This window comes from Streptomyces sp. GB4-14 (assembly GCF_022696125.1).
Classification (GTDB): domain Bacteria; phylum Actinomycetota; class Actinomycetes; order Streptomycetales; family Streptomycetaceae; genus Streptomyces; species Streptomyces werraensis.
On sequence record NZ_RZHO01000002.1, the window covers coordinates 6,288,317 to 6,311,636 of the forward strand.

21 protein-coding genes are annotated in these 23,320 nt (G+C 74.6%); 15 read left to right on the forward strand and 6 right to left on the reverse strand.

Annotated elements, in window-relative coordinates:
* Positions 1–37: 37 nt before the first annotated feature.
* The gene (locus ELQ39_RS30300; RefSeq protein ID WP_242595074.1) at positions 38–1,120 is read right to left on the reverse strand and encodes a YihY/virulence factor BrkB family protein; all 1,083 of its coding nucleotides are present in this window, start codon (positions 1,118–1,120) and stop codon (positions 38–40) included.
* A gap of 106 nt (positions 1,121–1,226) precedes the next feature.
* Here ELQ39_RS30300 and ELQ39_RS30305 point away from each other — a divergent pair, with 106 nt between their 5' ends.
* The 4 genes from ELQ39_RS30305 to ELQ39_RS30320 all read left to right on the forward strand — a co-directional run bounded on the left by ELQ39_RS30305 (position 1,227) and on the right by ELQ39_RS30320 (position 5,743).
* Positions 1,227–1,862 (forward strand): GNAT family N-acetyltransferase, encoded by a 636-nt coding sequence (locus ELQ39_RS30305; protein WP_242595076.1) that lies wholly within the window; start codon positions 1,227–1,229, stop codon positions 1,860–1,862.
* Positions 1,863–2,052: 190 nt separating this feature from the next.
* Entirely contained in the window at positions 2,053–2,742 is a 690-nt protein-coding gene (locus tag ELQ39_RS30310; RefSeq protein WP_242595078.1) for a lytic polysaccharide monooxygenase auxiliary activity family 9 protein, read from the forward strand.
* 283 nt (positions 2,743–3,025) lie between these two features.
* The gene (locus ELQ39_RS30315) at positions 3,026–5,119 is read left to right on the forward strand and encodes a DUF1996 domain-containing protein (protein WP_242595684.1); all 2,094 of its coding nucleotides are present in this window, start codon (positions 3,026–3,028) and stop codon (positions 5,117–5,119) included.
* Positions 5,120–5,554: 435 nt separating this feature from the next.
* Positions 5,555–5,743 carry a hypothetical protein gene (locus tag ELQ39_RS30320; protein WP_190003172.1) on the forward strand — a complete coding sequence of 63 codons (189 nt, stop codon included), beginning with the start codon at positions 5,555–5,557 and terminating at the stop codon, positions 5,741–5,743.
* Positions 5,744–5,767: 24 nt separating this feature from the next.
* On the opposite strand, the gene ELQ39_RS30325 is transcribed toward ELQ39_RS30320, so the two are convergent.
* Positions 5,768–8,344: a SpoIIE family protein phosphatase gene (locus ELQ39_RS30325; protein ID WP_242595080.1), complete on the reverse strand. Its 2,577-nt coding sequence runs from the start codon at positions 8,342–8,344 to the stop codon at positions 5,768–5,770.
* A gap of 159 nt (positions 8,345–8,503) precedes the next feature.
* Between ELQ39_RS30325 and ELQ39_RS30330 the strand changes: the two genes are divergently transcribed.
* Positions 8,504–9,088, forward strand: a complete 585-nt coding sequence (locus tag ELQ39_RS30330; RefSeq protein ID WP_242595082.1) for an AMIN-like domain-containing (lipo)protein — start codon at positions 8,504–8,506, stop codon at positions 9,086–9,088.
* A gap of 27 nt (positions 9,089–9,115) precedes the next feature.
* Here ELQ39_RS30330 and ELQ39_RS30335 read toward each other — a convergent pair whose 3' ends face one another.
* On the reverse strand, positions 9,116–9,811 hold the full coding sequence (locus ELQ39_RS30335) for a GAF and ANTAR domain-containing protein (RefSeq protein WP_242595084.1): 696 nt from the start codon (positions 9,809–9,811) through the stop codon (positions 9,116–9,118).
* Between the two features lie 204 nt (positions 9,812–10,015).
* On the opposite strand from ELQ39_RS30335, the gene ELQ39_RS30340 reads away from it, so the two are divergent.
* From ELQ39_RS30340 to ELQ39_RS30370, 7 genes are all read left to right on the forward strand, one after another.
* On the forward strand, positions 10,016–10,801 hold the full coding sequence (locus ELQ39_RS30340) for a restriction endonuclease (RefSeq protein ID WP_225640495.1): 786 nt from the start codon (positions 10,016–10,018) through the stop codon (positions 10,799–10,801).
* A gap of 113 nt (positions 10,802–10,914) precedes the next feature.
* Positions 10,915–11,181, forward strand: a complete 267-nt coding sequence (locus tag ELQ39_RS30345) for a hypothetical protein (protein WP_242595086.1) — start codon at positions 10,915–10,917, stop codon at positions 11,179–11,181.
* An 85-nt stretch (positions 11,182–11,266) separates the two neighbouring features.
* Entirely contained in the window at positions 11,267–12,136 is an 870-nt protein-coding gene (locus ELQ39_RS30350; RefSeq protein WP_190003176.1) for an oxygenase MpaB family protein, read from the forward strand.
* Between the two features lie 86 nt (positions 12,137–12,222).
* Positions 12,223–12,726 carry an SRPBCC family protein gene (locus ELQ39_RS30355; RefSeq protein ID WP_225628983.1) on the forward strand — a complete coding sequence of 168 codons (504 nt, stop codon included), beginning with the start codon at positions 12,223–12,225 and terminating at the stop codon, positions 12,724–12,726.
* Positions 12,719–14,362: a phytoene desaturase family protein gene (locus ELQ39_RS30360; RefSeq protein ID WP_242595087.1), complete on the forward strand. Its 1,644-nt coding sequence runs from the start codon at positions 12,719–12,721 to the stop codon at positions 14,360–14,362. Before ELQ39_RS30355 ends, ELQ39_RS30360 begins: the two co-directional genes overlap by 8 nt.
* Positions 14,363–14,417: 55 nt before the next feature.
* On the forward strand, positions 14,418–14,903 hold the full coding sequence (locus tag ELQ39_RS30365; RefSeq protein WP_190003178.1) for a hypothetical protein: 486 nt from the start codon (positions 14,418–14,420) through the stop codon (positions 14,901–14,903).
* Positions 14,900–15,778: an SDR family oxidoreductase gene (locus tag ELQ39_RS30370; RefSeq protein ID WP_190003179.1), complete on the forward strand. Its 879-nt coding sequence runs from the start codon at positions 14,900–14,902 to the stop codon at positions 15,776–15,778. Before ELQ39_RS30365 ends, ELQ39_RS30370 begins: the two co-directional genes overlap by 4 nt.
* Before the next feature lie 75 nt (positions 15,779–15,853).
* Here the strand turns inward: ELQ39_RS30370 and ELQ39_RS30375 are convergent, their stop codons facing one another.
* The 3 genes from ELQ39_RS30375 to ELQ39_RS30385 are packed head-to-tail and all read right to left on the reverse strand — an operon-like array spanning position 15,854 to position 19,408.
* On the reverse strand, positions 15,854–16,861 hold the full coding sequence (locus ELQ39_RS30375; RefSeq protein WP_242595088.1) for a DUF5914 domain-containing protein: 1,008 nt from the start codon (positions 16,859–16,861) through the stop codon (positions 15,854–15,856).
* A complete protein-coding gene (locus tag ELQ39_RS30380; protein WP_242595089.1) occupies positions 16,861–17,877 on the reverse strand; it encodes a phytoene/squalene synthase family protein in 1,017 nt (338 codons plus the stop codon). Before ELQ39_RS30380 ends, ELQ39_RS30375 begins: the two co-directional genes overlap by 1 nt.
* The gene (locus tag ELQ39_RS30385; RefSeq protein ID WP_242595090.1) at positions 17,864–19,408 is read right to left on the reverse strand and encodes a phytoene desaturase; all 1,545 of its coding nucleotides are present in this window, start codon (positions 19,406–19,408) and stop codon (positions 17,864–17,866) included. Before ELQ39_RS30385 ends, ELQ39_RS30380 begins: the two co-directional genes overlap by 14 nt.
* A 345-nt stretch (positions 19,409–19,753) precedes the next feature.
* Between ELQ39_RS30385 and ELQ39_RS30390 the strand changes: the two genes are divergently transcribed.
* Genes ELQ39_RS30390 through ELQ39_RS30400 form a run of 3 tightly spaced genes read left to right on the forward strand, consistent with a single transcriptional unit; the run spans position 19,754 to position 23,289 of the window.
* Positions 19,754–20,947 (forward strand): lycopene cyclase family protein, encoded by a 1,194-nt coding sequence (locus ELQ39_RS30390; RefSeq protein WP_242595091.1) that lies wholly within the window; start codon positions 19,754–19,756, stop codon positions 20,945–20,947.
* Positions 20,948–20,998: 51 nt separating this feature from the next.
* The gene (locus ELQ39_RS30395; RefSeq protein ID WP_190003184.1) at positions 20,999–21,727 is read left to right on the forward strand and encodes a class I SAM-dependent methyltransferase; all 729 of its coding nucleotides are present in this window, start codon (positions 20,999–21,001) and stop codon (positions 21,725–21,727) included.
* Positions 21,724–23,289, forward strand: coding sequence for an FAD-dependent oxidoreductase (locus ELQ39_RS30400; protein WP_277994755.1), 1,566 nt, complete (start codon positions 21,724–21,726; stop codon positions 23,287–23,289). Before ELQ39_RS30395 ends, ELQ39_RS30400 begins: the two co-directional genes overlap by 4 nt.
* Positions 23,290–23,320 lie beyond the last annotated feature (31 nt).

Here is a 23,320-nt window from a genome sequence, read left to right on the forward strand (position 1 = left end):
CCCGCCGGGCCCCGCCGCACGCCCGGACCCCGCGGGGTCAGGCGCCGTCCATCTTCTCCCGGTCCTGCTCGTCCCAGGCGCGGGTGTCGCGCGGCTGCGTGTACGGCTCCTCCTCCGGAGGGTGACCGCCGGCGATGGCCCGCTGCCGGGCGATCTCCGCGTCGAACTCGAGGCCCAGCAGGATCGCCAGATTGGTGATCCACAGCCAGATCAGGAACACGATGACACCGGCCATCGTGCCGTACGTCTTGTTGTAGGAGCCGAAGTTGGCGACGTAGAGCGCGAAGCCGGCGGAGGCGGCCAGCCAGATCAGCAGCGCCAGGAAACTTCCCGGGGTGATCCAGCGGAACCCCTTCACCTTCGCGTTTGGCGCGGCCCAGTACAGCAGTGCGATCATGACGGTCACCAGCAGGACGAGCACCGGCCACTTGGCGATCGACCACACCGTGAGGGCCGTGTCGCCCAGCCCCAGCAGATCGCCCGCCTGCCGGGCCAGCCCGCCGGTGAAGACCACGATCAGCGCGCTGACCGCGGCCATCAGCAGCAGCGCGACCGTTACGCCCACCCGGACAGGCAGCACCTTCCACACCGGGCGGCCCTCGGGCATGTCGTACACCGCGTTCGCCGAGCGCATGAACGCCGCCACGTAGCCGGACGCCGACCAGACGGCGAGCAGCAGACTGATGACCGCCACCAGCGACCCGACGCCCGCGTTGCCCTGCAGCTGTTCGATCGCCTGCGTGATGATGTCCCGCGCCGCGCCGGGGGCGGTGAGCTCCTGGACGTTCTCCAGCACCTTGTCCGTCGTGGACTTCCCGGTGAGGCCGAGGATCGACACCAGGGCCAGCAGCGCCGGGAACAGCGCCAGCACGCCGTAGTACGTCAGGGCGGCGGCGCGGTCGGTGAGTTCGTCGTCCTTGAACTCGCGCACGCTGCCCTTGAGCGCGCCTTTCCACGCGCCCTTGGGCAGCTTCGTCGGGGTGTCCGGCGCCGCCCGTTCCACCTCGTCGCTCGGGCCCGGCTCATCAGCAGGCTGCCCGGCCTTCCGCGTGGACGCGGACTCGTCCGGCGCGTCATGGTGTGCCGACCGGTCGCCCCGGCCCGGGATATGCAGCTTCATGGCCACCGGGTGCCCACGGTCCGCCATGTCACGCCCGGGCGCACGGGTGACCCGGCCTTCCGTGAAGCACTTGTGGGAGCGCTCCCATCGCAGGCAGGATGCCGTCATGACCAGAACTCCCGCCGTCCGTCCGTACCGCCCCGAGGACCGCGACGCCCTCGACGACATCTGCGTCCGCACCGCGCACAACGGCCAGGACGCCCGCCCCCATTACGCCGACCCGTCCGTCTTCACCGCCGCCTTCGCCGCCCCCTATGCCCATCTGGAGCCGGAGCTCGCCTTCGTGCTGGACGACGGGCGGGGGAACGCGGTCGGCTATGTCGTCGGGGCCGCCGACACCGTCCGGTTCGCCGAGCGGTTCCGCGCCGAGTGGCTCCCGCTGGTCGCCGCACGCCATCCCGCCCCGCCCGGCCCGCCGGCCACCCCCGACGAGACGATCGCCTGGCTGCTGCACCACCCCGAGCGGATGGTCGTGCCGGAGCTCGCCGCCTGGCCGGCCCATCTGCACATCGACCTGCTGCCCGAGTGGCAGGGCCGGGGGTACGGGCGCCGGCTGATGCGCACCCTGCTCGCGTCCCTGGCGGAGCGCGGGGTCCCGGCCGTGCACCTCGTGATGGCGGTCGCCAACAAGCCCGCCCGCGCCTTCTACGACCGCATGGGTTTCGAGGAGATCGACGGTGTGCCGATGGACGACTCGGTCGTCTGCCTCGGCCGTACGACGGCGGATCTCGACCGGCTCTGACGGCGGGCGCCGCGCGCCGCGCCGTCGAAAGTGTCGAACGCGCCACCGGGGGACGGAAGTGGCGAGAACGGAGGGTTGCCCCTTCCGCCGCCTGGGCGCAGATTGATTCTGGGAGCGCTCCCACCGGGTGCGCGCGGCGGGTTGCGCGCACCCGCACTCCATGACCCTCACGGCGGGAGAAGAGGCAACCATGAATTGGCATGTACATGACTTGTTGACGCGTGATGCGTCGCGGGGCCTGCCCCGGCTCACGCTCGTCCTGGGCACCGTCGTCGCCGCGCTGCTGTGTCTGGTCCCCTGGAGCGGCACGGCCCACGCCCACGGCTCGGTCGTGGACCCCGCGTCCCGCAACTACGGCTGCTGGCTGCGGTGGGGGAGCGACTTCCAGAACCCGGCGATGGCCCAGCAGGACCCGATGTGCTGGCAGGCCTGGCAGGACAACACCAACGCCATGTGGAACTGGAACGGCCTCTACCGCGACGGCTCGCGCGGCAACTTCCGCGCGGTCGTCCCCGACGGCACGCTCTGCAGCGGCGGCAACACCGAGAACGGCCGCTACCGCTCCATGGACACGCCCGGCGCCTGGAGGACCACGAACGTCGGGAGGAACTTCACCGTCAAGCTGTACGACCAGGCGAGCCACGGCGCGGACTACTTCCTCGTCTACGTCACCAAGCAGGGCTTCGACCCCAAGACCCAGCGGCTGCGCTGGGACGACCTCCAGTTGCTGACCCGTACCGGCTCCTACGCCCCGGGCAACAACTACGCGATCCCGGTGAGCACCTCCGGCCTGAGCGGCCACCACGTCGTCTACACGATCTGGCAGGCCTCGCACTCGGACCAGACGTACTTCCTGTGCAGCGACGTGAACTTCACCTGACCAGGCAGGACGTGACGTTCTGACCCTCTCGGCCCCCGCCGGACGCACCTCGTCCGGCGGGGGCCGAGGGTCCCAAGTGGCCTGCGGTCGCTGAGATTTCCGGAAGAAATCCTGAGGCGGTTGAACACGATGCGGTCCGCCTGCGTATGGGGCGTGGGAATCGAATGCCCGTCCCCCGCGACAGAAGCGTAGGAGTACTGCCTTGGCACGCAACACACGCAGACGCCCCAAACAGCGCGCGACGCTCGCCGCTTTCGCCTTGATCCTGGGCGGCGGCGGCATGATGGCGGCCAACGTCTACGCTTCCGCGACGGACGGCGGGACGACGGACGCGCAGGTGCTGTCGGGAGCCGCCACCATCGACTGCCCCGATGTGGCCACCCAGTTGACCGAGGTGCCCGACCAGGCCCGCGCGGAGGTGGACAAGGAACTCGCCAACCTGGACGCCCAGATCGCCGAGGCCTACAAGCGGCTCGGCGAGTCGGGTGACGCGATCCGCCAGGACCCCGGCTTCGCCGAGAACGCCGTCGCCGGACCGCTGAAGGACAAGCGCGCGGCCGTGCTCGCCCGTATCGGGGCGGCCATCGAGAAGGCCGGCGCCGAACGGCCGCAGGGCCTCGACGACCTCGCGGCCTGCGCGGTGCGCGACTCGGGCAACGCCCCCGCCCCCGAGGAGGGCGGCGACGGCGGAGAGCAGACCGGCGACGGCCAGGACCAGCAGAACGGCGACGGCCAGCAGGACGGCGACGGCCAGCAGGACGGCGGCGGTCAGGACCAGGGTGGCCAGGACGAGGGCGGCCAGGAGGGCGGCCAGGACCAGGGCGGCGGCAACGGCGGCCAGGCCGGCAACGGCCCGGTGCCCGGCGACTACGTCCCCATCGAGAGTGTCCAGCCCAACGTCAACACCCCCGAGCCGTCGGGCAACGCCTCCACCGGCACCTTCACCAGCGAGTGCGGCGTCAACGCCAACGGCGTGTTCAACTCGGACAACGTCATCGCCGCGCCCGGCGTGAGCAACGGCGCCCACCACTTCCACGACTACATCGGCAACCAGGCCACCAACGCCTTCGTCAGCGACGACGAGCTTGCCCGCGCCGAGACCAGCTGCGAGGACCAGCGCGACAAGTCCTCCTACTACTGGCCGGTGCTGCGCCTGCAGAACGGCACCGAGGAGCGCGACGCCCAGTCCCCGGGCGGCGGCATCGAGGGCAACGCCGGTGAGATCGTCACCCCGAAGGACGTCACGCTGACCTTCGTCGGCAACCCGAAGGCCAAGGTCACGGCCATGCCCCGGCTGCTGCGCATCATCACCGGCGACGCCAAGTCCTTCGTCAACGGTCCGGCCAACGCCAACGCCTCCTGGAGCTGCACCGGATTCGAGGACCGGCAGCTGAAGGACAAGTACCCGCTGTGCCCCGAGGGCAGCGACGTGGTCCGCTCGTTCGCCTTCCAGAGCTGCTGGGACGGCCGCAACATCGACAGCGCCAACCACCGTACGCACATGGCGTTCATGGACGCCGAGGGCAACTGCCCGGCAGGCTTCCAGCCGATCCCGCAGCTCGTCCAGCGCATCGTGTACGACGTCGACGCGCCGAGCCTGGAGGACGGCGGCAGGACGGTCCCGCTGTTCGCGGTGGACTCCTTCCCCGAGCAGCTGCACAAGCCGATCACCGACCACGGCGACTTCATCAACGTCTTCGAGGAAGACCTGATGAACGAGATGGTCGCCTGCATCAACGAGGGCCGCACCTGCGGCGCCGGCGCCGGCGGCGACAACGGTGGCGGTGACAACGGCGGCGGTGACGACGGCAACGCCGGTGGCGACAACGGCGGCGACAACGGTGGCGGTGACAACGGCGGCGGTGACGACGGCAACGCCGGTGGCGACAACGGCGGCGACAACGGTGGCGGTGACAACGGCGCCGAGCAGCCCACCGCCACGCCCGACGACCCGGGCCAGGGCAACGGCGGCGGTCAGGACGACGGCGACCAGGGCGATGGTCAGGACGACGGCGGTCAGGGCGGCGACCAGGACGGCCAGGACGGCCAGGAGCCGCCCGCGGCGACCGAGAAGCCCGCGGACGACAAGGCCACGGCCCAGCCCGACGTGAAGGTCTCCGACCCGGCCGACGCCGGCGGCGAGGACGTCGCCCAGGGCGGCGCGGACACCGGCCAGGGCGGCAACGACGACGGCGGCCAGGCGGCCCAGGCCGCCCAGGTGCCCGGCAGCCTCCCCGAGCTCGAGGACAACACCCAGGCCCAGGGCGCCGGTGGCAGCCTCGCCGAGACCGGCGCGCAGCTGTGGCCGGCCGCCATCGGCGGAGTGCTGGTGATCTTCGGCTTCTTCGTGCTGCGGAGCGTGCGGCGCAACGCCTGACGACCGCACCCCACGCACAGCGGGCGGCAGGACCCTCCGGGGCCCTGCCGCCCTCGTGCGTGCCGGGGCGGACCCCCGGCGACGGCCCGGCTGACGACCTGCCACACCACCAGGGCGACCAGCCGGGCGACGATCACCATCACGAAGTGGCGAGTGCACCACTCGCCCAGCCGGCGCAGCACACCCGCCCGGGGTCCGGCGCCCGCCCCACCGCGTGTCGACGGCATCGACGTGCTCTCCTCCGCCAGGCCGGGCGGATCCCGGCACCTGCTGCCCATGAGAGGGCCCACCGCTCGGAGGGCGAGAACGTCCGCCCGCCGGACCGCGGACCGTGCACAGCCCCGTCCGTTACGCCGTCCGTGTGTGACACTTGATCGCACGAGGCCGCGGCGCTGTCCGAGGGGGGAGCGCCGGCCGCCGGAGAGGGGAAGCGCCGTGAGCCGGGAGAGCGTACGCGCACACGAGGACGACGACGTGGCCGCGCAGGCCCGCCAGGCCCGTTTCGGGAGCCTGCCGGAGCCCGTCCGGGTGGAGGATCTGGTCGAGGAGAAGCCGGCCGTCGCACCGGACCCGGCCCGCTTCGCCTACAACCCCGACGAATGGCTCGTCCGCTACTGCGCCTGAGCGTGCCCGTCCGCCGCGCGGGTGTCAGCCCGCGTCGGCCCGGTCGTACGCCGTGAGCAGCAGCGCCACGTCGTCCGGCCGGTCCTCCGCGCGGCGGGCCGCGCCGAGCAACCGGTCGGCCAGCTCCTCCATGGAGTCGGTCCGGGAGGCGGCCAGGCATGTGCGGACCGTCTCGATGCCGGTCGCGATGTCGCTGCCGGGCACCTCGATCAGCCCGTCCGTGTAGAGCGCCAGGACGCTGCCGGGCTCCAGGGTGAGCTCGGTGACCGGGTAGTCGGCCTCGGGCTGCACGCCCAGGAGCACGCCGCCCGGCAGCTCCAGGGGTTCCGCGCTCCCGTCGGGATGCCGCAGCAGCGGTGGCGGATGGCCGGCCCGCACGGCGAGGGCGCGCCCGGTCGCCGGGTCCAGCTCGATGTAGCAGCAGGTGGCGAAGACGTCCGTCTCCAGCTCGGCGAGCAGCTGGTTGGTGTGCGTGATGACCTCCTGCGGGGGCCGCCCGCTCGCGGCGAACGCGTGCACCGCGCTGCGCAGCTGCCCCATCACGGCCGCCGCGCCCACGCTGTGCCCCTCCACGTCCCCGATGACCAGCGCCACCCCCCGCCCCGTCCGGATGACGTCGTACCAGTCGCCGCCGATGTCCATGCCCTTGGTGCCGGGCAGATAGCGGGCGGTGATGCGCAGCCGGTCGATGGCGGGCAGCCGGTGCGGCAGCAGCCCCTCCTGCAGCCCGCGCGCCACGGCCGACTCGGCGTCGTACAGCCGGGCCCGCTCCATCGCCTGCGCCGCGAGACCGGCCAGCGCGGTCAGCGCGCTGCGCTCCTCGGCGGTGAACCGGTGCGGGGTGTTCCAGCCGAGGATGCAGGAGCCGATCGGGTGGCCGGAGGCGATCAGCGGCAGGAACGCCCAGGACGTCATGGGGTCCAGCGTCAGCCTCGGGTACGCGCCGACCAGCTCCTCCGGCGACTCGAAGAACAGCGGCAGGCGCGCGGTCAGCGCGTGCACCCCGGGCAGGTCCGCCTCCAGCGGCACCCCCTCGAACGGGTCGAGGAAGTGCTGCGGATACCCGTTCTCCCACAGCAGGTACATCCGCCCGTCGCGCACCGTGTACAGGGCGACCTCCTGCGCCCCGAACGCCGGCAGCAGCTGCTCGGACACGGCCCGGCACACGTCCCGCACGGTGACCGACTCGGTGAGCACGCTGGCCATCTGCACCACGTGGTACAGCGCCCCCGCGCGGGCGGCGGTGACCAGCCCGGTCGGCGGGGCCACCGACTCCGAGGACGCCTCCAGCGGCCGTCCCGGCTCCGCGCCCGGTGGGGCGGCGGTGCGGAAGACCCGGCCGGTCAGCCCGTGCACGCCCGGGTAGAGCACGAAGCCCAGCCAAACGCCGTCCGGGTCGCGCACCAGGTACGACACCGGCTGCTGCGTCAGCATCGCCGCCCGGTAGCGGTCCTCGTACGCCGGGTCGCGCAGCCAGGTCAGCACCTGCCAGGGGTGGTGCCCGAGCAGCCGCTCCAGGTCGCAGCCGAGCAGGTCCTGGCAGCGGCGGTTGGCGTAGATGACCCGGCCGTCCTGGTCCAGGGAGAACAACCCGTCGGGCAGCCGCTCGGCCGCCTCCGCGGCGGTGACGCCGCCCGCCACGTCGACCAGGGCGCCCACCAGCAGCCGGCCCGTGTCCCCGGCGCGGACCACGTGGCCCCACAGCTCCACCGGCCGGTAGTCGACCGTCTCCCCGTCGTCCCGCGACTCGTCCAGCACCCGGAAGTGGCGGCCCCGGACCTGCCCGCTGTCCTCGGCCTCCCGCCGCGCCGCCCGCAGCTCGTACAGATCGTCCGGTGACACCCGCTCCTCGACCGCGGCCATGGTGCCGTCGAACTCCTCCCGGGACACCCCCAGCAGTGCCAGCGCGTCGTCGTCCCCCGTCCAGGTGTCACCGTCCAGATCCCACTCGACCATGCCGACCGCCACCACCTGGGCAGGCGGCGTCGGCAGGCGCACGCTCACCGGCTGGTCGTCGTACTCGATGCCGTACGCCACCGCGTCCGCGTCCCTGCGGCCCGGCAGACCGTGCGCGTACTCGGCGAGGCGCTCCTCCGTCTCCCGCCCGGCCCGGCGCAGCCCCTCCCGCACCTCCTCCTCGGCGGCCGGCTCCCGGGACGAGGAGTGCAGCACCGCCAGGACGCCCACCGTCTCGCCGCCCACCCGCACCGGAAGGTAGGCGTGCGCGAACGAGTACGGCAGGGCGGCCGTGAACTGGGGGAAGCGCACCATCGTCGCCCGGTCGTCGGGCAGGTACTGCATCTCGCCGCTGCGGAACGCCTCGCACATCGGCAGCGTGCCGCTCACCGGGATCCGCCACCACGGCTTCAGCAGCGAGCGGGGCACGCCGGACATCACGCACAGCACCAGTGACCTGCGGTCGCGCGACCGCAGGTACACCGCCCCGCCGTAACTTCCGGTGTCCCGCACGGCCGCCACCAAGGCGTCCGCGAGTGCGTCCTCGATGCGGGCCTCGCCGCGCGCGGTCCGGCTCCTCGCCTCGTCGGGCACGGGCGAGCCCGCCGGCCGCTTCCCGCGCGGTGCGGCGGCTGCACCACCCATGTGACGCCCTCCCGGTGCACACGGAACGGGACGTTCGTCCGCTCCCCACCAGCATGTGCCATGCGCGCCGGTACGGCGACCGGCCGAACGACCGCAACCATCGGGTCATCCCGCTCGTCTCACCCGATATCAGAACGTTGTAGTCCCAGGGGGCCGAAAATGCTTCAAGCAAGAACAATCTGTGCGGCGGCGGTGCTCCTCGGCGCCACGCTGGTGACGGCGGCGGGTCCGGCCGTGGCGGCGTCGGCGGCGGCGCCCGCCGCGGCCACGGTCTGCCCCACCGGCTGGGGCTCCACCGACAAGGCGGCCACCGCCGCCACCTCCGAGTCCGTGCGAAACGTCCGCACCGGCAGGAACGACTGCTACGACCGCATGGTCGTAGACGTGCCCGGCGCCGCCCGCGGCGACCTCGGCTACTCCGTCCGCTACGTCGACCGGCTGCACCAGGACGGGTCCGGACGGCACATCCCCGTCTCCGGAGGCGCGATCCTCGAGGTCCGCGTCACCGCACCCGCGTACGACCCCGGGACGGGCGCGGCCACCTATCCCGCGCGCTCCGGGCACCCCCTGCCGGGCGTCGACCTCACCGGGTACCGCACGTTCCGTGACGCGCGGTTCGCCGGCAGCTTCGAGGGCGACACCCAGCTCGGTCTCGGGGTGCGCGGACGGCTGCCGTTCCGCGTGCTGCAGCTCGACGGACGTCTCGTGATCGACGTCGCCCACAACTGGACCGCCGCCCGCTGAGCGCGCGCCGTACGACGAGCCGGGCGGTCAGCGCTCCGGGCCGCCCGACTCGCAGATCTCCCGCGCCACGTCCCGCAGCTTGGTGTTGGTGCGCTGCGACCGGGTGCGCAGCAGATCGAACGCCTGGTCCTCCGTGACGTGGTGCCGGCCCATCAGGATGCCCATCGCCTCGCCGATCAGATGGCGCGTGGCGATGGCCTCCTGCATCTGCTCGTCGGAGCGGGCGGTGGCGAAGGCGACCGCCGCGTGCGACGCCAGCAGCCAGCCCGCCGTCTCGCTGTCCTCGGTGAACATCCCCGGCTTGCGCGAGTACATGTTGAGGGCGCCCAGCTCCTCCTCCCGTGTGTAGAGGAGGAAGCCCATCATGCTGCCCACCCCGAGCTCCCGGGCGCGGGGCACGAAGTGCGGCCAGCGCTCCGGGGGAGCAGCCGTCAGGTCGGGGATGCGGAAGACCCGCTCCGGGCGATCGGGCCGTGCCGCGTCGAAGCAGGGCCCCTCGCGCAGCTCGCCCTGCAGCCTGTCGCTGTCGGCGACGAACGGGTCCGTCGGCGCCAGCGACCGCACCCGGCCCTCGCTCAGGACGAGGATGCCCGAGGCGTCGCAGCCGTCCACGAGCTCCACCGCCGAGCGCGAGATCTGCTCCAGCGTCGCGTCGAGCGTGTGCTCCGCGAGCAGGTCCCTGGCCATCGACGCCATGCGCTGGGCGAAAAGCCGCCAGTCCATGTCCGCTTCCCCATCCGTCCGGCCGTGCTCCCGACCATCGTGGCATCTCCTCACGGTCGCCTCATTCCCGCCGAAGACGGAAACAGGCCGCTCGCCCCGTATTTGGTGAGCGAGCCGATCGGGGGCAGACGGCGTTTGTGATCTTCGGCGTGCCCGGTGTCCCGGGCGCCGGTGTCCGGCCGTCCAGAGAGAGGAGTCACCACGGTGACCATGCCCGAGCGTCGTACCCGTGCGCTGCGCCCCGGCCGGCGCTTCGACCTGCGCTCCACCGCCATGTTCTTCGGTCTGCTCGCCGCGGCGCTGGTGATCGGGGGCCTCGCGGTCCGCGCGCTGGCCGGGGTGATGCAACGGCGCCCGGTGTGGGCCGTCGTGCTGCTCTGCCTGGTCCTCGCCGTCGCCGTGGCGCGGGGCCGCCGCAGGCGGCGGCTGTCGGCGGCGGGGATAGCCCGGCAGGCCGGGCGCGCGTTCGCCCGGGGGACGTCCACCGCGCTCGACGAGCTGGACGCGCCGGCGCCGGCTCCGCTCGTCATCCCCGCCCAGGCGGGTCCGGTGGACGAGGTCACCTCGCCGCTGCCCGTGGCGCAGGGCATCGACCACGAGGCCCTGACGCCGGACGAGTTCGAGGCCGCCACGGCCGAGCTGTGTGCGCGGGACGGCTGCACCGAGGTCCAGGTGGTGGGCGGCGCGGGCGATCTCGGCGCCGACGTGACGGCCCTGACGCCGGACGGGCGCCGGCTCGTCGTCCAGTGCAAGCGGTACGGGGAGGACAACAAGGTCGGGTCGCAGGATCTCCAGCGGTTCGGCGGCACCTGCTTCACGGTGCACGAGGCCGACGTCGCCGTCGTCGTCACCACCGGTGAGTTCACCGTGCCGGCGCTGGAGTACGCGGAGCGGTGCGGGATCGTCTGCGTCGACGGGGACGGGCTGCTGGCGTGGAGCCAGGGGCGGGCGGCGGCGCCGTGGGCGGGGGCGCGGGAGGAAACCGCGTAGGGGGCCTGCGCCCGGTCCGTGTCGGCGGCTGCGTCGTGGTTGGTCGCGTGGTTCCCCGTGCTTCTTCGGACGCGGGGAGGGCCGTTGTCAGTGGGGGATGCCACCCTGCCGTTATGGACGAGACGGAGTTCATGCGCGGCCGGGTGTACGGGGCGGACCACGACGATCCGGGGCCGCGCGAGGGACGGGTGTACGCGGAGCTGTCCGGCGGACCGCTGGACGGACTGCTGCTGGACGTCACCGACCACGGCCCGGCGGAGCAGCGGCACGGCGTGGGTCTGCCCACCGAGATAGGCCGCTACGGGCCCGGCGGCCGCGCGGTCTACGCGCCCCGCACGGCAGACGACCGGGTGTACACGTGGCGGGGCGACGTCCCCTGACCGAAATCCCGCGCGGGGGTAGGGGCGCGGCGGCCGGGGCAGACGTAGCGGTAGGACGTCACCGCCGAGGGAGGTGCGGCGCACCATGAAACGGATCGCCGAACCCGCCTCGGCGCTGCGCGGCCGCATCGGTCACGCCATCTTCTCGCGGGTCGCCGGACCCGACGGCCCGGACAACCGCGCCCGCATCCACGGCACCCCGGGCCCCCGCTGGTTCGCCCCCGAGAGCCCGGTCCGCCGGGTGCACGGCGACGCGTCGATGTTCATCGGCGGTCTCTCCGCCCTGCTGCTCCAGTCGCTCCACCCGCTCGCCATGGCCGCCGTCGCCGCCCACTCCGGCTTCCGCGGCGACCCCTGGGGCCGGCTCCAGCGGACCAGCACCTTCCTCGCCGTCACCACGTACGGCACCGCCGACAGCGCCCAGCGGGCCGTCGACCGGGTGCGCGCCGTCCACGACACGGTCCGCGGCACCGCGCCCGACGGCCGGGAGTACCGCGCCTCCGACCCCCACCTGCTGTGCTGGGTGCACGTCGCCGAGGTGGACATGTTCCTGCGCGCCCACCAGCGCTACGGCGCCGGCCCGCTGGACGACGCCGGCTGCGACGGGTACGTCGCCGGCATGGCGCGCATCGCCACCGCCCTCGGCGTCCCCGACCCGCCCGTCGACCGCGCCCAGCTCGCCGAGCGGCTGGCCGCCTACCGCGACGAGCTGCACGCCACCCCGGACGCCCTGGCCACCGCGCGGTTCCTGCTGCTCGACCCGCCCGTCCCCCTGCTCGCCCGGCTGCCCTACGGCGTCCTCGCCGCGAACGCCGTGTCCCTGCTCCCGCCCTGGGCGTCCCGTGAACTGCGGGTGCCCCGCATGCCCGCCGAGGGCCTGTGCGTGCGCCCGCTCGGCGCCGCCGTCACCGCCGGCATCCGCTGGGCGCTGGCCCCCACCCGCCCCGCCGCCTGACCCGTCCGGCGGCGCCTCCTGGTTGACGGCCGTCAGACGGGGCACTCAGAGCTGACCGGTGGCGCTCAGGGACACAGGAGGCAACAGTGGCGGTTCGTCATCACTTGATCCGCACCGACCCGCGGTCCGTGTGGGCCGTGCTGGAGGACGGCACCCGCTACGCGGACTGGGTGGTGGGCACGTCCTCCTCCAAGCCGGTGCGCGGCCACTGGCCGCAGCTCGGCTCCGCGATCGGGTACGAGGTGCGCGTCGGCCCGCTGACGCTGCACAACGAGTCCGTCGTCCGGCGCGTCGTCCCCGGCGAGCTGCTGGAACTCGAGGCGAAGGCCGGGCCGCTGGGCACCGCGCGCATCGCCATCGAGGTGCGGCCCTGGGGCGACCATTGCCTCGTCAAGGTGGACGAACACCCCCTGAGAGGCGCGGGCGGCATGGTGCACAACGTGGCCGTCGAGGCGATCATCCAGATCCGCCACCGGGCCATGCTCGCCCGGCTCGCGCACCTCGTCGAGAGCGAGGCGGCCGAGGCGGAGGAGCGCAGGCCGCTCGGCGGGGTCGTGCCGGAGCCCGACGCGGGAGGCGCCCGTGGCTGACGCCGTCGTCATCGGCGCCGGACCCAACGGCCTGGTCGCGGCGAACCTGCTCGCCGACGCCGGCTGGAGCGTCACGGTCCTGGAGGAACAGCCCGAACCCGGCGGCGCCGTGCGCCACGATCACGGCGTCCACCCCGACTTCTCCAGCGACCTGTTCAGCTCCTTCTACCCGCTCGCCGCCGCCTCGCCGGTCGTCTCCGGGCTCGGCCTGGAGGAGCACGGGCTGCGCTGGAGTCACGCCCCGCACGTGGTCGCCCATCCACGGAGCGACGGCCGCTGCGCCGTCCTGGACCGCGACGTCGACGTCACCGCGGACTCCCTCGACGCCTTCGCGCCCGGGGACGGCGACGCCTGGCGCCGCCTCCACGACATGTGGGACAGGCTCCGCCCCGACCTCCTTGACGCCCTGTTCACGCCGTTCCCGCCGGTCCGCTCCGGACTGCGGCTCGCCGTACGGCTGCGCGGCACCGGGGGGCTTCGCATGGCGCGCACCCTCGTGCTGCCGGTGCGGCGCATGGCGGAGGAGGAGTTCCGCGGCGAGGGCGGCGGACTGCTGCTCGCGGGCAACGCCCTGCACGCCGACCTCGCGCCCGAGGCCGCCGGCAGCGGCGGCTTCGGCTGGCTGATGTCCATGCTCGGACAGACGTACGGCTTCCCCGTGCCGGTCGGCGGAGCGGGCGCGCTCACCGACGCCCTCGTGCGGCGCCTGGAGTCACGCGGGGGAGCGGTGCGGTGCGGGCGGCGCGTGGAACGCGTCGTCGTGCGCGACGGGCGCGCCGTCGCCGTACGCCTCGCCGACGGGGAGACCGTCCCCGCCCGGCGCGCCGTCCTCGCCGACGTGTCCGTCCCCGCCCTCTACGGCGAGCTCGTCGCCCCCGAGGACCTGCCCCGGCAGCTGCTGTCCGACCTGGAGCGCTTCCAGTGGGACTTCGCCACCTTCAAGGTCGACTGGGCGCTGGACGGGCCCGTTCCGTGGCAGTGCGAGCAGGCCGCCGGAGCCGGGACCGTGCACCTCGCCGACGGGCTCGACGAACTCACCCGCTTCGCCGCCCAGCTCGCCATGGGACGGGTGCCCGACCGCCCGTTCTCCCTGTTCGGGCAGATGACCACCTCCGACCCGACCCGCTCCCCGGAAGGCACCGAGTCCGCCTGGGCCTACACGCACGTCCCGCACCGGGTCGTCGGGGACGCGGGTGACGACGGGCTCACCGGCTCCTGGGACGAGGACGAGCAGGAACGCATGGCCGACCGCGTCGAGGCCCACGTGGAGCGCTTCGCGCCCGGCTTCCGCGACCGCGTCCGGGCGCGGCGGATCCTCGCCCCGCCCACGCTGCAGTCCCTCGACCGCAACCTGCACGGCGGCGCCATCAACGGCGGCACCACCGCCATGCACCAGCAGCTGTTCTTCCGGCCCGCCCCCGGCACAGGACGCCCCGAGACCCCCGTCAAGGGCCTGTACCTGGCCTCCGCCGGCGCCCACCCCGGCGGCGGCGTGCACGGCGCGCCCGGCGCCAACGCCGCGCGGGCCGCGCTGCGCCCGTCCTTCGCGCCCGGCCTGGCCGCCGCCCAGCGGCTGCTCGCCCACCGCGACCGCACCGGACACCGGCAGCCCGACCGGGGCGGGCGCTCCGCATGACCCCGTCCCTGGTCACCCTCCGGACGGACGACCGACCACAGAAGGAGGCGAGACGATGAGCTCACGGAACGGACAGCCCGACGACGGCCCCGACCGCCGGCACCGACGGCCCGAAGGCGTCAGCGACGAGACGGTCGAGGCGCTGGGATCCCTGTCGAAGGCACTGGAGACCACCGAACGGGCCCGCGGCCACCTCTACAGCTTCCACCAGCTCACCGGCACCGCCGACCTCGAGCTCGACCGGGCCGTGGAACTGCTGCACAAGGCCGGACACCCCGACTGGGCGGAGGCCGTGCGCACCCAGGTGCTGGGCCGCAACGTCATCCCCGGCCACTGGACGTTCCAGATCGTCGAGGCGTACGACGACACGTACTACCGGCCGTTCCGGGAGCTGGAGCAGACCGCGGTGGAGGAGCTGGCCGACGGGCGTGACCACCTCTACGAGGCGGAGATGAAGGAGGCCCGCAGGACCGCGGGCCACCCGCACCACACCGCCCGCCCGGACGTCGACCCGCAGATCACCGGCGGGGACGGGGGATGAGCGGCGGCCCGCTGGGCGGACGCACCGCCGTGGTCACCGGGGCCGCGCGCGGCATCGGCGCCGCCCTCGCCCGGGAACTCGCCGGACGGGGCATGCGGGTGGCGCTGCTCGGCCACGAGGGCGACCGGCTGCGACAGCTCGCCGACGAACTGCCCGTCCCCGCCCTCGCCCACGAGGTCGACGTCACGGACGACGCGGCGCTGGAGCCGGCGGCGGACGCGGTCAGGACCGGGCTCGGCACGCCGTCCGTCGTCGTCGCCAACGCGGCCGTGGCGGACGCCGGGCTGTTCGCCGACTCCGACCCGGCGCGGTGGCGGCGCATCGTCGACGTCAACCTCACCGGCAGCGCGAACACCGCCCGCACGTTCCTGCCCGACCTCACGGCGACCAAGGGCTACCACCTCCAGGTCGCCTCCCTCGCCGCCATCGGCGCCGCCCCGATGATGAGCGCGTACTGCGCCTCGAAGGCGGGCGTGGAGGCCTTCGCCCACTCCCTGCGCGCGGAGGTCGCCCACCTCGGCGTGGCCGTCGGCCTCGGCTACCTCACCTGGATCCGCACCGATCTGATCGAGGACGCCGACCGTCACACGGTGATGCGGGAACTGCGCGGGCACATGCCGTGGCCGGTGCGGGACGTGTACCCGCCGGACCGCGCGGCGGCCCGCCTCGCCCAGGCGGTCGAACGCCGCAGCACAGCGGTCTACTACCCCCGCTGGCTCCGCCTCGCCCAGCCGGTGAGGGCCGCCCTGCCGGCTGTGGTCACCACGGCGGCCCGTCACTACCTCCCGCGCGTCGAGGCGCGTTCTTCCCTGACCCACACCGACCTCCTGGGCGGAGGCGGCACGGCGGACGCACGGGCGGCGGGGCCGGGCTGAGACGCCGTTCCGAGGAACAGAGAGGCCCTCGCCACGCCTCGGCCCGGCCGGTCGTCGCACCGGCCGGGCCGACCGTCACGCCCCCGGGAACCGCCCCGTCGAGCGGAGCGCCCAGCGGCGTTCCGCGTAGGCGAGGTCGTCCCGCCAGAGACGGCCGGAGGCGGCGCGGACCAGGGGGCGGAGGACGGGCGCCGCGGCCCGTGCCAGGGCGAAGCCGCGGCGGTCCGACGCCGCGACCACCGCCTCGATCACCGCCGTGCGCGGCCGGCCCGAGGCGTCCGGGCCCAGGGGAGTGGCGTGGGTCTCGACCACGGAGCCCACCCCCTCACCCTCGGCGATGTGCATGACGACCGTGCGCGGCTCGGGAGCCGTGAACACCGCCCGGACCGGCACCACCAGACGGCCCGCCACCTTGAACGACACGTCCACGGCGAACGCGTCCTCGCCCGCGCTCTCCGGCGTGTCCGCCACCGTGAGGTCCACGAACGAGTACGGGTGGAACCAGGCCCCGTGCCAGGGGTCCAGCCGGTTCGCCACCACGTCCTCCGGCTCGCAGACGCCGGCTCCCGCGTACACCGCCGACAGGGCGCGCGCGGGGGCCGGGCGGCGCGGCACCACCGGCGCGTCGAGCGGCTCCTCGCCGCCCACCGCGTCCAGCCGCACCCACACCAGCACCCCGTCGTCATGGGCGGGGAACGGCTCCCAGCCGGCGAACGGCCCGCCGTTCAGGGACAGTCCGTGCCAGTGGCAGACGAGCGTCCCGCAGCGCACCGGGCTGTCCCGCAGCGGCGCCCCCAGGTGCGGGCAGACGCCCGGCCCCGCGACCACGCGGCCGCCCGTGTCGCGCCAGACCACCACTTCCTGTCCCGCGACCGTCCGGCCCAGCGGGCGGTCGCCGCCGACGTCGCGGGAGGCGCCCACGACGTACCAGTTGCCCGACGGGCGTGCCTGTGCCCGCTTCAGCGCGCCGGCGATCAGGGCGGGCTTGGCGTCCCGCCAGGTGGGGCGCTGCCGTTCCCACGCCACGGCGTCGCGGCGCAGGGAGAGCGGCAGCCGCCGGCGACGTCGTCCGTCACTCGCCATCACGCGACCTCCTCGACCATCCGGGGTTCCACCGGCCCCGTACCCGGCAGCGGAACCCCGTCCGGTCGCCGGGCGGCGTCCTGCCTGGCGCGCAGCCGGGCCGCGGCCACCCGGGCCAGCCCGTCCGCGGCCACCACCGCGCGCCGCCTGCGCGGCACCACCGACCGCCGGTGCAGCACCGCGTACCCGTCCTCGGCGACCGCGTCCAGGATTCCGCCGTACAGCACGAACGCGGTGCGGATACAGGGGCGGGACACCGGTTCGAGCATCGCGAGGCCCGGGGCCGCCTGCCGGTACACCCCCCGCGTCAGCCGTTCGAACGCGCGCAGCGCCGAGGTGATGCGCGGGTCGCGGCGGCCGGTGTCCCGGCTCCACCGCAGCCGCTCCCGGTCCACACCGTGCGCGGCGAGCAGGTCGGCCGGCAGGTACACCCGCCCCCGGTCCAGGTCCTCGCCCACGTCCCGCAGGAAGTTGGTCAGCTGGAAGGCGATCCCGAGGGCCGCCGCGTGCGGGGCGGCCGTCTCGCGGTCGGTGACCGTGCCGAGGACGGGCAGCATCTGCAGCCCGATCACCGCCGCCGACCCGTGCATGTACCGCCGCAGGGCCGCGTAGTCGGCGTAGTCGGTGACCACCAGGTCGGACCGCATGGCGGTCATGAAGTCGGCGAAGTGGGCGTGGTCGATGCGGTGGCGCCGCGCCGTGTCGGCGAGGGCCCGCACCACCGGCTCGGCGCTCTCACCGTCCCGCAGCCCCTTGACCAGCTCCCGCTCCAGCGCCGCCAGTTCGGCGTCCCGGCGGGCCGTGTCCGCGCCGGTGCCGAGCGCGTCGACGATGTCGTCCGCCCAGCGGGCGAAGCCGTACAGGGCGTGCACGGCGGGCCGCCGCTCCACGGGCAGCAGCCGGGTGGCGAGGAAGTACGTCCGGCCGTGCCGGGCGTTGAGCCGCCGGCAGTGGCGGTACGCCTCGCGGAGCGCCGGATCGGTGATGCCCGCCGCGTCCAGTTCACGCTCGGTCATGCAGGGCCTCCAGGGCGGAGAACGACGTGGACGCGCGTCCGACGGGGCCGCCGGCGCCGGTGATGCGCGCCGCTGCCAGCTTCCCGGACAGCAGCACGGTCGGCACGCCGACGCCGGGGGTGGTGCCGCAGCCGGCCAGCACCGCGTTCTCGGCGGAGCGCACCAGGTTGCGGGGCCGGAACGGTCCCGTCTGGGCGAAGGTGTGGGCGGTGGCGAACGGCGTACCGGCCGCGTGCCCCTGCGCGGCCCAGTCGGCGGGCGTGACCACGCACTCCGTCTCGATCGCGGAGGCCAGCCCGGTCAGGCCCCGTTCCTCCAGCGTCCGCAGCACCGAGTCCCGGTAGCGCGGCGCCAGGTCCGTCCATTCGGCGGCGCCCGGACCGATGTCGGTGTTCGGGCAGGGCGCCAGGACGTAGTGCAGATGGCGACCCGGCGGCGCGAGCGACGGGTCGGTGGCGGTGGGCCGGGTGATCAGCAGCGACGGGTCGCTCATCAGCCGCCCGGCCCGGGTCAGCTCGTCGAACGTGCCGCGCCACGCCGCACCGAAGGAGATCGTGTGGTGCGCCAGACCGGGCCAGGTCCGGCCGGTGCCCAGATGCAGCACCACCGCCGACGGCGAGTGCCGCAGCCGCACCGGACGGCGGGGCGCCGAGCCCAGCAGCCGGTAGGCGACGGGCAGGTCGGGCGTGAGCACGACCGCGTCGCAGGCGATCCGCTCGTCACCCGCGACCACCGCCGTCACCCGCCCGCCGGAACGCTCCAGCCGGGTCACCTCCTGCCCGAACCGCAGGTCCGCGCCCGCGTCGGCGGCGGCGTCCGCCATCGCCCGCGGCAGCGCGTGCATGCCGCCGCGCGGGAAGTACACCCCGGCGACCGTGTCCATGTAGGCGATCACCGCGTACGCGGCCAGCGCCCGCGCCGGGGGGACGCCCGCGTACAGGGCCTGGAAGGAGAACACCCGGCGCAGCCGCTCGTCGTGCAGGAAGCTGCCGATGCGGGCGTCCAGCCGCCCGAAGCCGCCCAGCGCCGCCAGCCGCACCAGGTCCGGGTGGAGAAGGCCGAGCGGCGAGTCGAAGTTCGCGTCGATGAACCGGCGCATCTGCGCCCGGTACAGCCGCTCCAGCCAGTCCCGCATCCGCAGGTAGCCTGCCGCCTCCCGGGCCCCGGCGAACCGCTCCACCTCGGCGGTCATCCTCTCGGCCCGGGTGTGCACGTCCAGGGTGCTGCCGTCGGCGAACCGCGCCCGGTAGGCGGGGTGCAGCGGCACCAGCTCCACCCGCTTGCGCAGACTGTCCCCGACCGCGGCGAACGGCTCGTCCGCCAGGTCGGGCATGGTCAGCACGGTCGGCCCGGTGTCGATCCGGTACCCGTCGAGGTCCAGCCGCCCGGCGCGCCCGCCCGGCAGTCCGTCCCGCTCGACGACGGTGACGCGCCGGCCCGCGCCGAGCAGGTGCAGCGCCGCCGACAGACCTGCCAGCCCGGCCCCCACGACGACCACGTGGTCCGTGCGTCCCCGCACGGTGCGGGTCACCGCCCGGCCCCCGCTCCTGCCGCACATCCGCACACGGTGTCGGCCGTCACGCGGACGGACGGCACCCGGACGGACCGCACCCGGACGGTGGGTCCGGGTGGACGGGCCGGGCGCGGCGCGCGCGACCGCATCGTCGCGCGGTGTCTCTTGGCCCCAGTCGGGAGCATCCGGTGTCTTCCTCTCGTCGGCACGCGCATCGTTCCGGTACGCCGGACGACCGGCGCATGCCTTCCCGGTCGCGCCCGTCGTCTCACGCCCGAGTGACCCGGATCCACGCGGGCACACGGACGGAACAACCGGCCGTGCGGATCCGCACGGAGTCGTAACCAGGAGGGTGGTGCAGGCGTGCTGGAGGCGGACGTCGCGATCGTCGGGGCGGGGGCGGCCGGACTGTCCCTCGCCCACCGGCTGGCCGGCTCCGGGAGCGGACGCCGGGCTCCGTCCGTGACCCTGCTGGAGGCGCCGCCCGGACCGCTGCGGCCGCCCCGCCGCACCTGGTGCTTCTGGGAGGCCGGCCCCGGCCGCTTCGACGCCGCCGTCACCGCGTCCTGGCGGCGCCTGCGGGTCCGCGACCGGGCGGGCCGCCCCATCCACGGGGACATCGCGCCGCTGCGCTACAAGATGATCCGCTCCGACGACTTCGAGCACCTCGTCGCCCGCGACCTGGCGGGCCACGACCGGGTACGGCGCGTCGAGGGCACCGTCGACACCGTGGAGGACGTGCCCGGGGGAGCGCTGGTGCGGCTGCGCGACCGCGACGGCAACCCCCGCGTCGTGCGCGCCCGCTGGGTGTTCGACTCACGCCCGCCCGGCAGCCTGCCCGCCGCCCGCACCACGCTGCTCCAGCACTTCCACGGCTGGTTCGTGCGCACCGCCCGGCCCGCCTTCGCCCCCGGCACCGCCGAGCTCATGGACTTCCGCACCCCGCAGCCCGCCGACGGCCTGTCCTTCGGCTACGTCCTGCCCCTCGGCCGGCACGACGCCCTGGTGGAGTACACCGAGTTCTCCCCCCGCCCGCTCACCCCCGACGCCTACGAGGCCGCCGTACGCCACTACACCGACGACGTGCTCCGGCTGGGCGACCTCGAGGTGCTGTCCGCCGAGACGGGCGTCATCCCGATGACCGACGCGGTGATGCCCCGCCGGACCGGGCAGTCCGTGTTCCGCATCGGCGCGGCGGGCGGCGCCACCCGCCCCTCCACCGGCTACACCTTCGCCGGCCTCCAGCGCCAGACCCGCGCCGTCGCCGCCGCCCTCGGCGAGGGCCGCCGCCCGGTGCCCCCGCCCGCCCACTCGGCCCGTTCCCGCGCCATGGACGCCGTGCTGCTGCGCGCCCTGGCCGGCGGGCGCGCCGACGGACCCGCCCTGTTCTGCCGCCTGTTCGAACGCGTCCCCATGCGGCGGCTGCTGCGGTTCCTCGACGGCGACACCCGCCTCCACGAGGACCTCGCCGTCGGCCTGCACGCCCCGGTCGGCCCGATGCTCCGCTCCGCGCTGGAACTGCCCGGCCTGCCCCGCCGCCCCTATGAAGGCCCCTGAATCCGTTGATGTGCCCCTGATGTGCCCCGGCCCCCGCACCCCGGAGACCCCATGACCCTCCTGCGCGACGAGCACCTCGCCGCCGCCTTCGACCACGCCGCCCGCAGCTACGACACCCTCGTCGCCGCCAACCCCGGCTACCACGCCCATCTGCGCCGCTCCGCACGCCGTCTCGGCCTGCCCCGCGGCGGCGAGGGGCTGCGCGTGCTCGACCTCGGCTGCGGCACCGGCGCCTCCACCGGCGCGCTCGCCGAGGTGCTGCCGAGCGCCGACATCACCGCCGTGGACGCCTCCGCCGGCATGCTGGAGCGGGCCGCCGCCAAGACCTGGCCGCCGAACGTCACCTTCGTCCACGCGCCCGCCGAACGGCTCGCCGAGGCAGGGGTGACCGGCCCCTTCGACGCCGTGTTCGCCGCTTACCTGTTCCGCAACGTCACCGACCCCGACGCCGTGCTGCGCACCGTGCACGGCCTGCTCGCGCCCGGCGGACGCCTCGCCGTGCACGAGTACACCCTCGGCGGCCGCCGCACCGACCGCGCCGTGTGGACGCTGGTCTGCCGGGGCGTCGTACAGCCGGTGGCGACCCTGCTCGGCGACGGCGACCTGTACCGCCATCTGTGGCGCAGCGTCGTCGAGTTCGACACCGCCGACCGGTTCGCGGACCGGCTGCGGGCCAACGGCTTCGACCGTGTGCGCCGTCTGCCGCTGCCCGGCTGGCAGACCGGCATCACCCACACCTTCACCGGGCGCCGCCCCACCACGACGGAGACCGCGCGATGACCCGACCGCCTCGCCCGCCCGCCGCCCGCCGCGGCCGTGACCGCCGCGCCCGCGTCCTCATGCCCGCGCCCGGCGCGCCCCGCGTCCACGGCGACCGCAGGCCCGGCACCGCGGTCGTCGGGGGCGGCATCGCCGGACTGGCCGCCGCCACCGCCCTCGCCGAACGCGGCGTCGACGTCACCCTCTACGAGGCCCGCCCCTACCTCGGCGGACGCGTCGGCGGCTGGCCCGTCGACCTGAAGGACGGCACGCCCGCGACGATGAGCCGCGGCTTCCACGCCTTCTTCCGGCAGTACTACAACCTGCGCGGCCTGCTCCGCCGTACCGACCCCGCGCTGGAACGCCTCACCCCGCTGCCGGACTACCCGCTGCGGCACGGGGACGGCACGCACGACAGCTTCCGGCACGTGCCCCGCACCCCGCCGTGGAGCGCGCTCGGCTTCGCCGCGCTGAGCCCGTCGTTCCCGCTGCGCGACCTGCCCCGGATCAACGCGGCGGCCGCGCTGCCCCTGCTCGACGTCCGCGTGCCCGAGGTCTACGAACGCCTCGACGCGGTCAGCGCGCACGACTTCCTCGACGCGGTCCGCTTCCCGGAGAGCGCCCGGCACCTGGCCTTCGAGGTGTTCTCCCGCAGCTTCTTCGCCGACCCCCGCCTGCTGTCGGCGGCCGAGATGGCGCTGATGTTCCACATCTACTTCCTCGGCTCCTCCGAGGGCCTGCTGTTCGACGTGCCCACCGCGCCCTTCCCCACGGCACTGTGGGAGCCGCTCGCCGCCCTGCTCGAACGGCACGGCGCGACCCTACGCACCTCCACCCCCGTCGAACACGTCGAACCCTTGGACGACGGCGGGTACGAGATCGCCACCGACCGGGACGAGCGGCGCCACGACACCGTGGTGCTCGCCCTGGACGCCGTCGGACTGCGCGCCCTCGTCGACCGCTCCCTCCGGCTCGGCGACACCCCCTGGCGGGAGCGGATCGCCCGGCTGCGCAACGCCCCGCCGTTCCTGGTCTCGCGCCTCTGGCTGGACCGCCCGGTCGCCCCCGGCCGGCCCGGTTTCCTCGGCACCAGCGGCTACGGCACCCTCGACAACGTCAGCGTCCTCGAACGGTACGAGGACGAGGCCGCCCGCTGGGCCGCCCGCACCGGCGGCTCCGTCGTCGAACTGCACGCCTACGCCCTGCCCCCCGAGGCCTCCCCGGAGGTCGAACAGAAGCGGCTGCTCGACCAGTTGCACAAGATCTACCCGGAGACGCGCGAGGCGGGGATCGTCGACGCCCGCCACGAGTGGGGCACCGACTGCCCGCTCTTCCCCGTGGGCGGCTACGAGGACCGCCCCACGGTCCGCACGCCCGACCCGGGCCTGATGGTGGCGGGCGACCTGGTCCGTACGTCCCTGCCGGTCGCCCTGATGGAACGCGCGGCGACCACCGGCTTCCTCGCCGCCAACGCCCTGCTGGAGCGCTGGGGCGTCCGGGGCCAGCCCCTCTGGACGGTCCCGGACCGCGGCCGCAGCGCGGTGCTGCGCGCACTGGCGGGGGCCGTGGAGCGCCGCGGATGACGTGAAGCGGGGGGGGAGCAAGGGGCTCCCC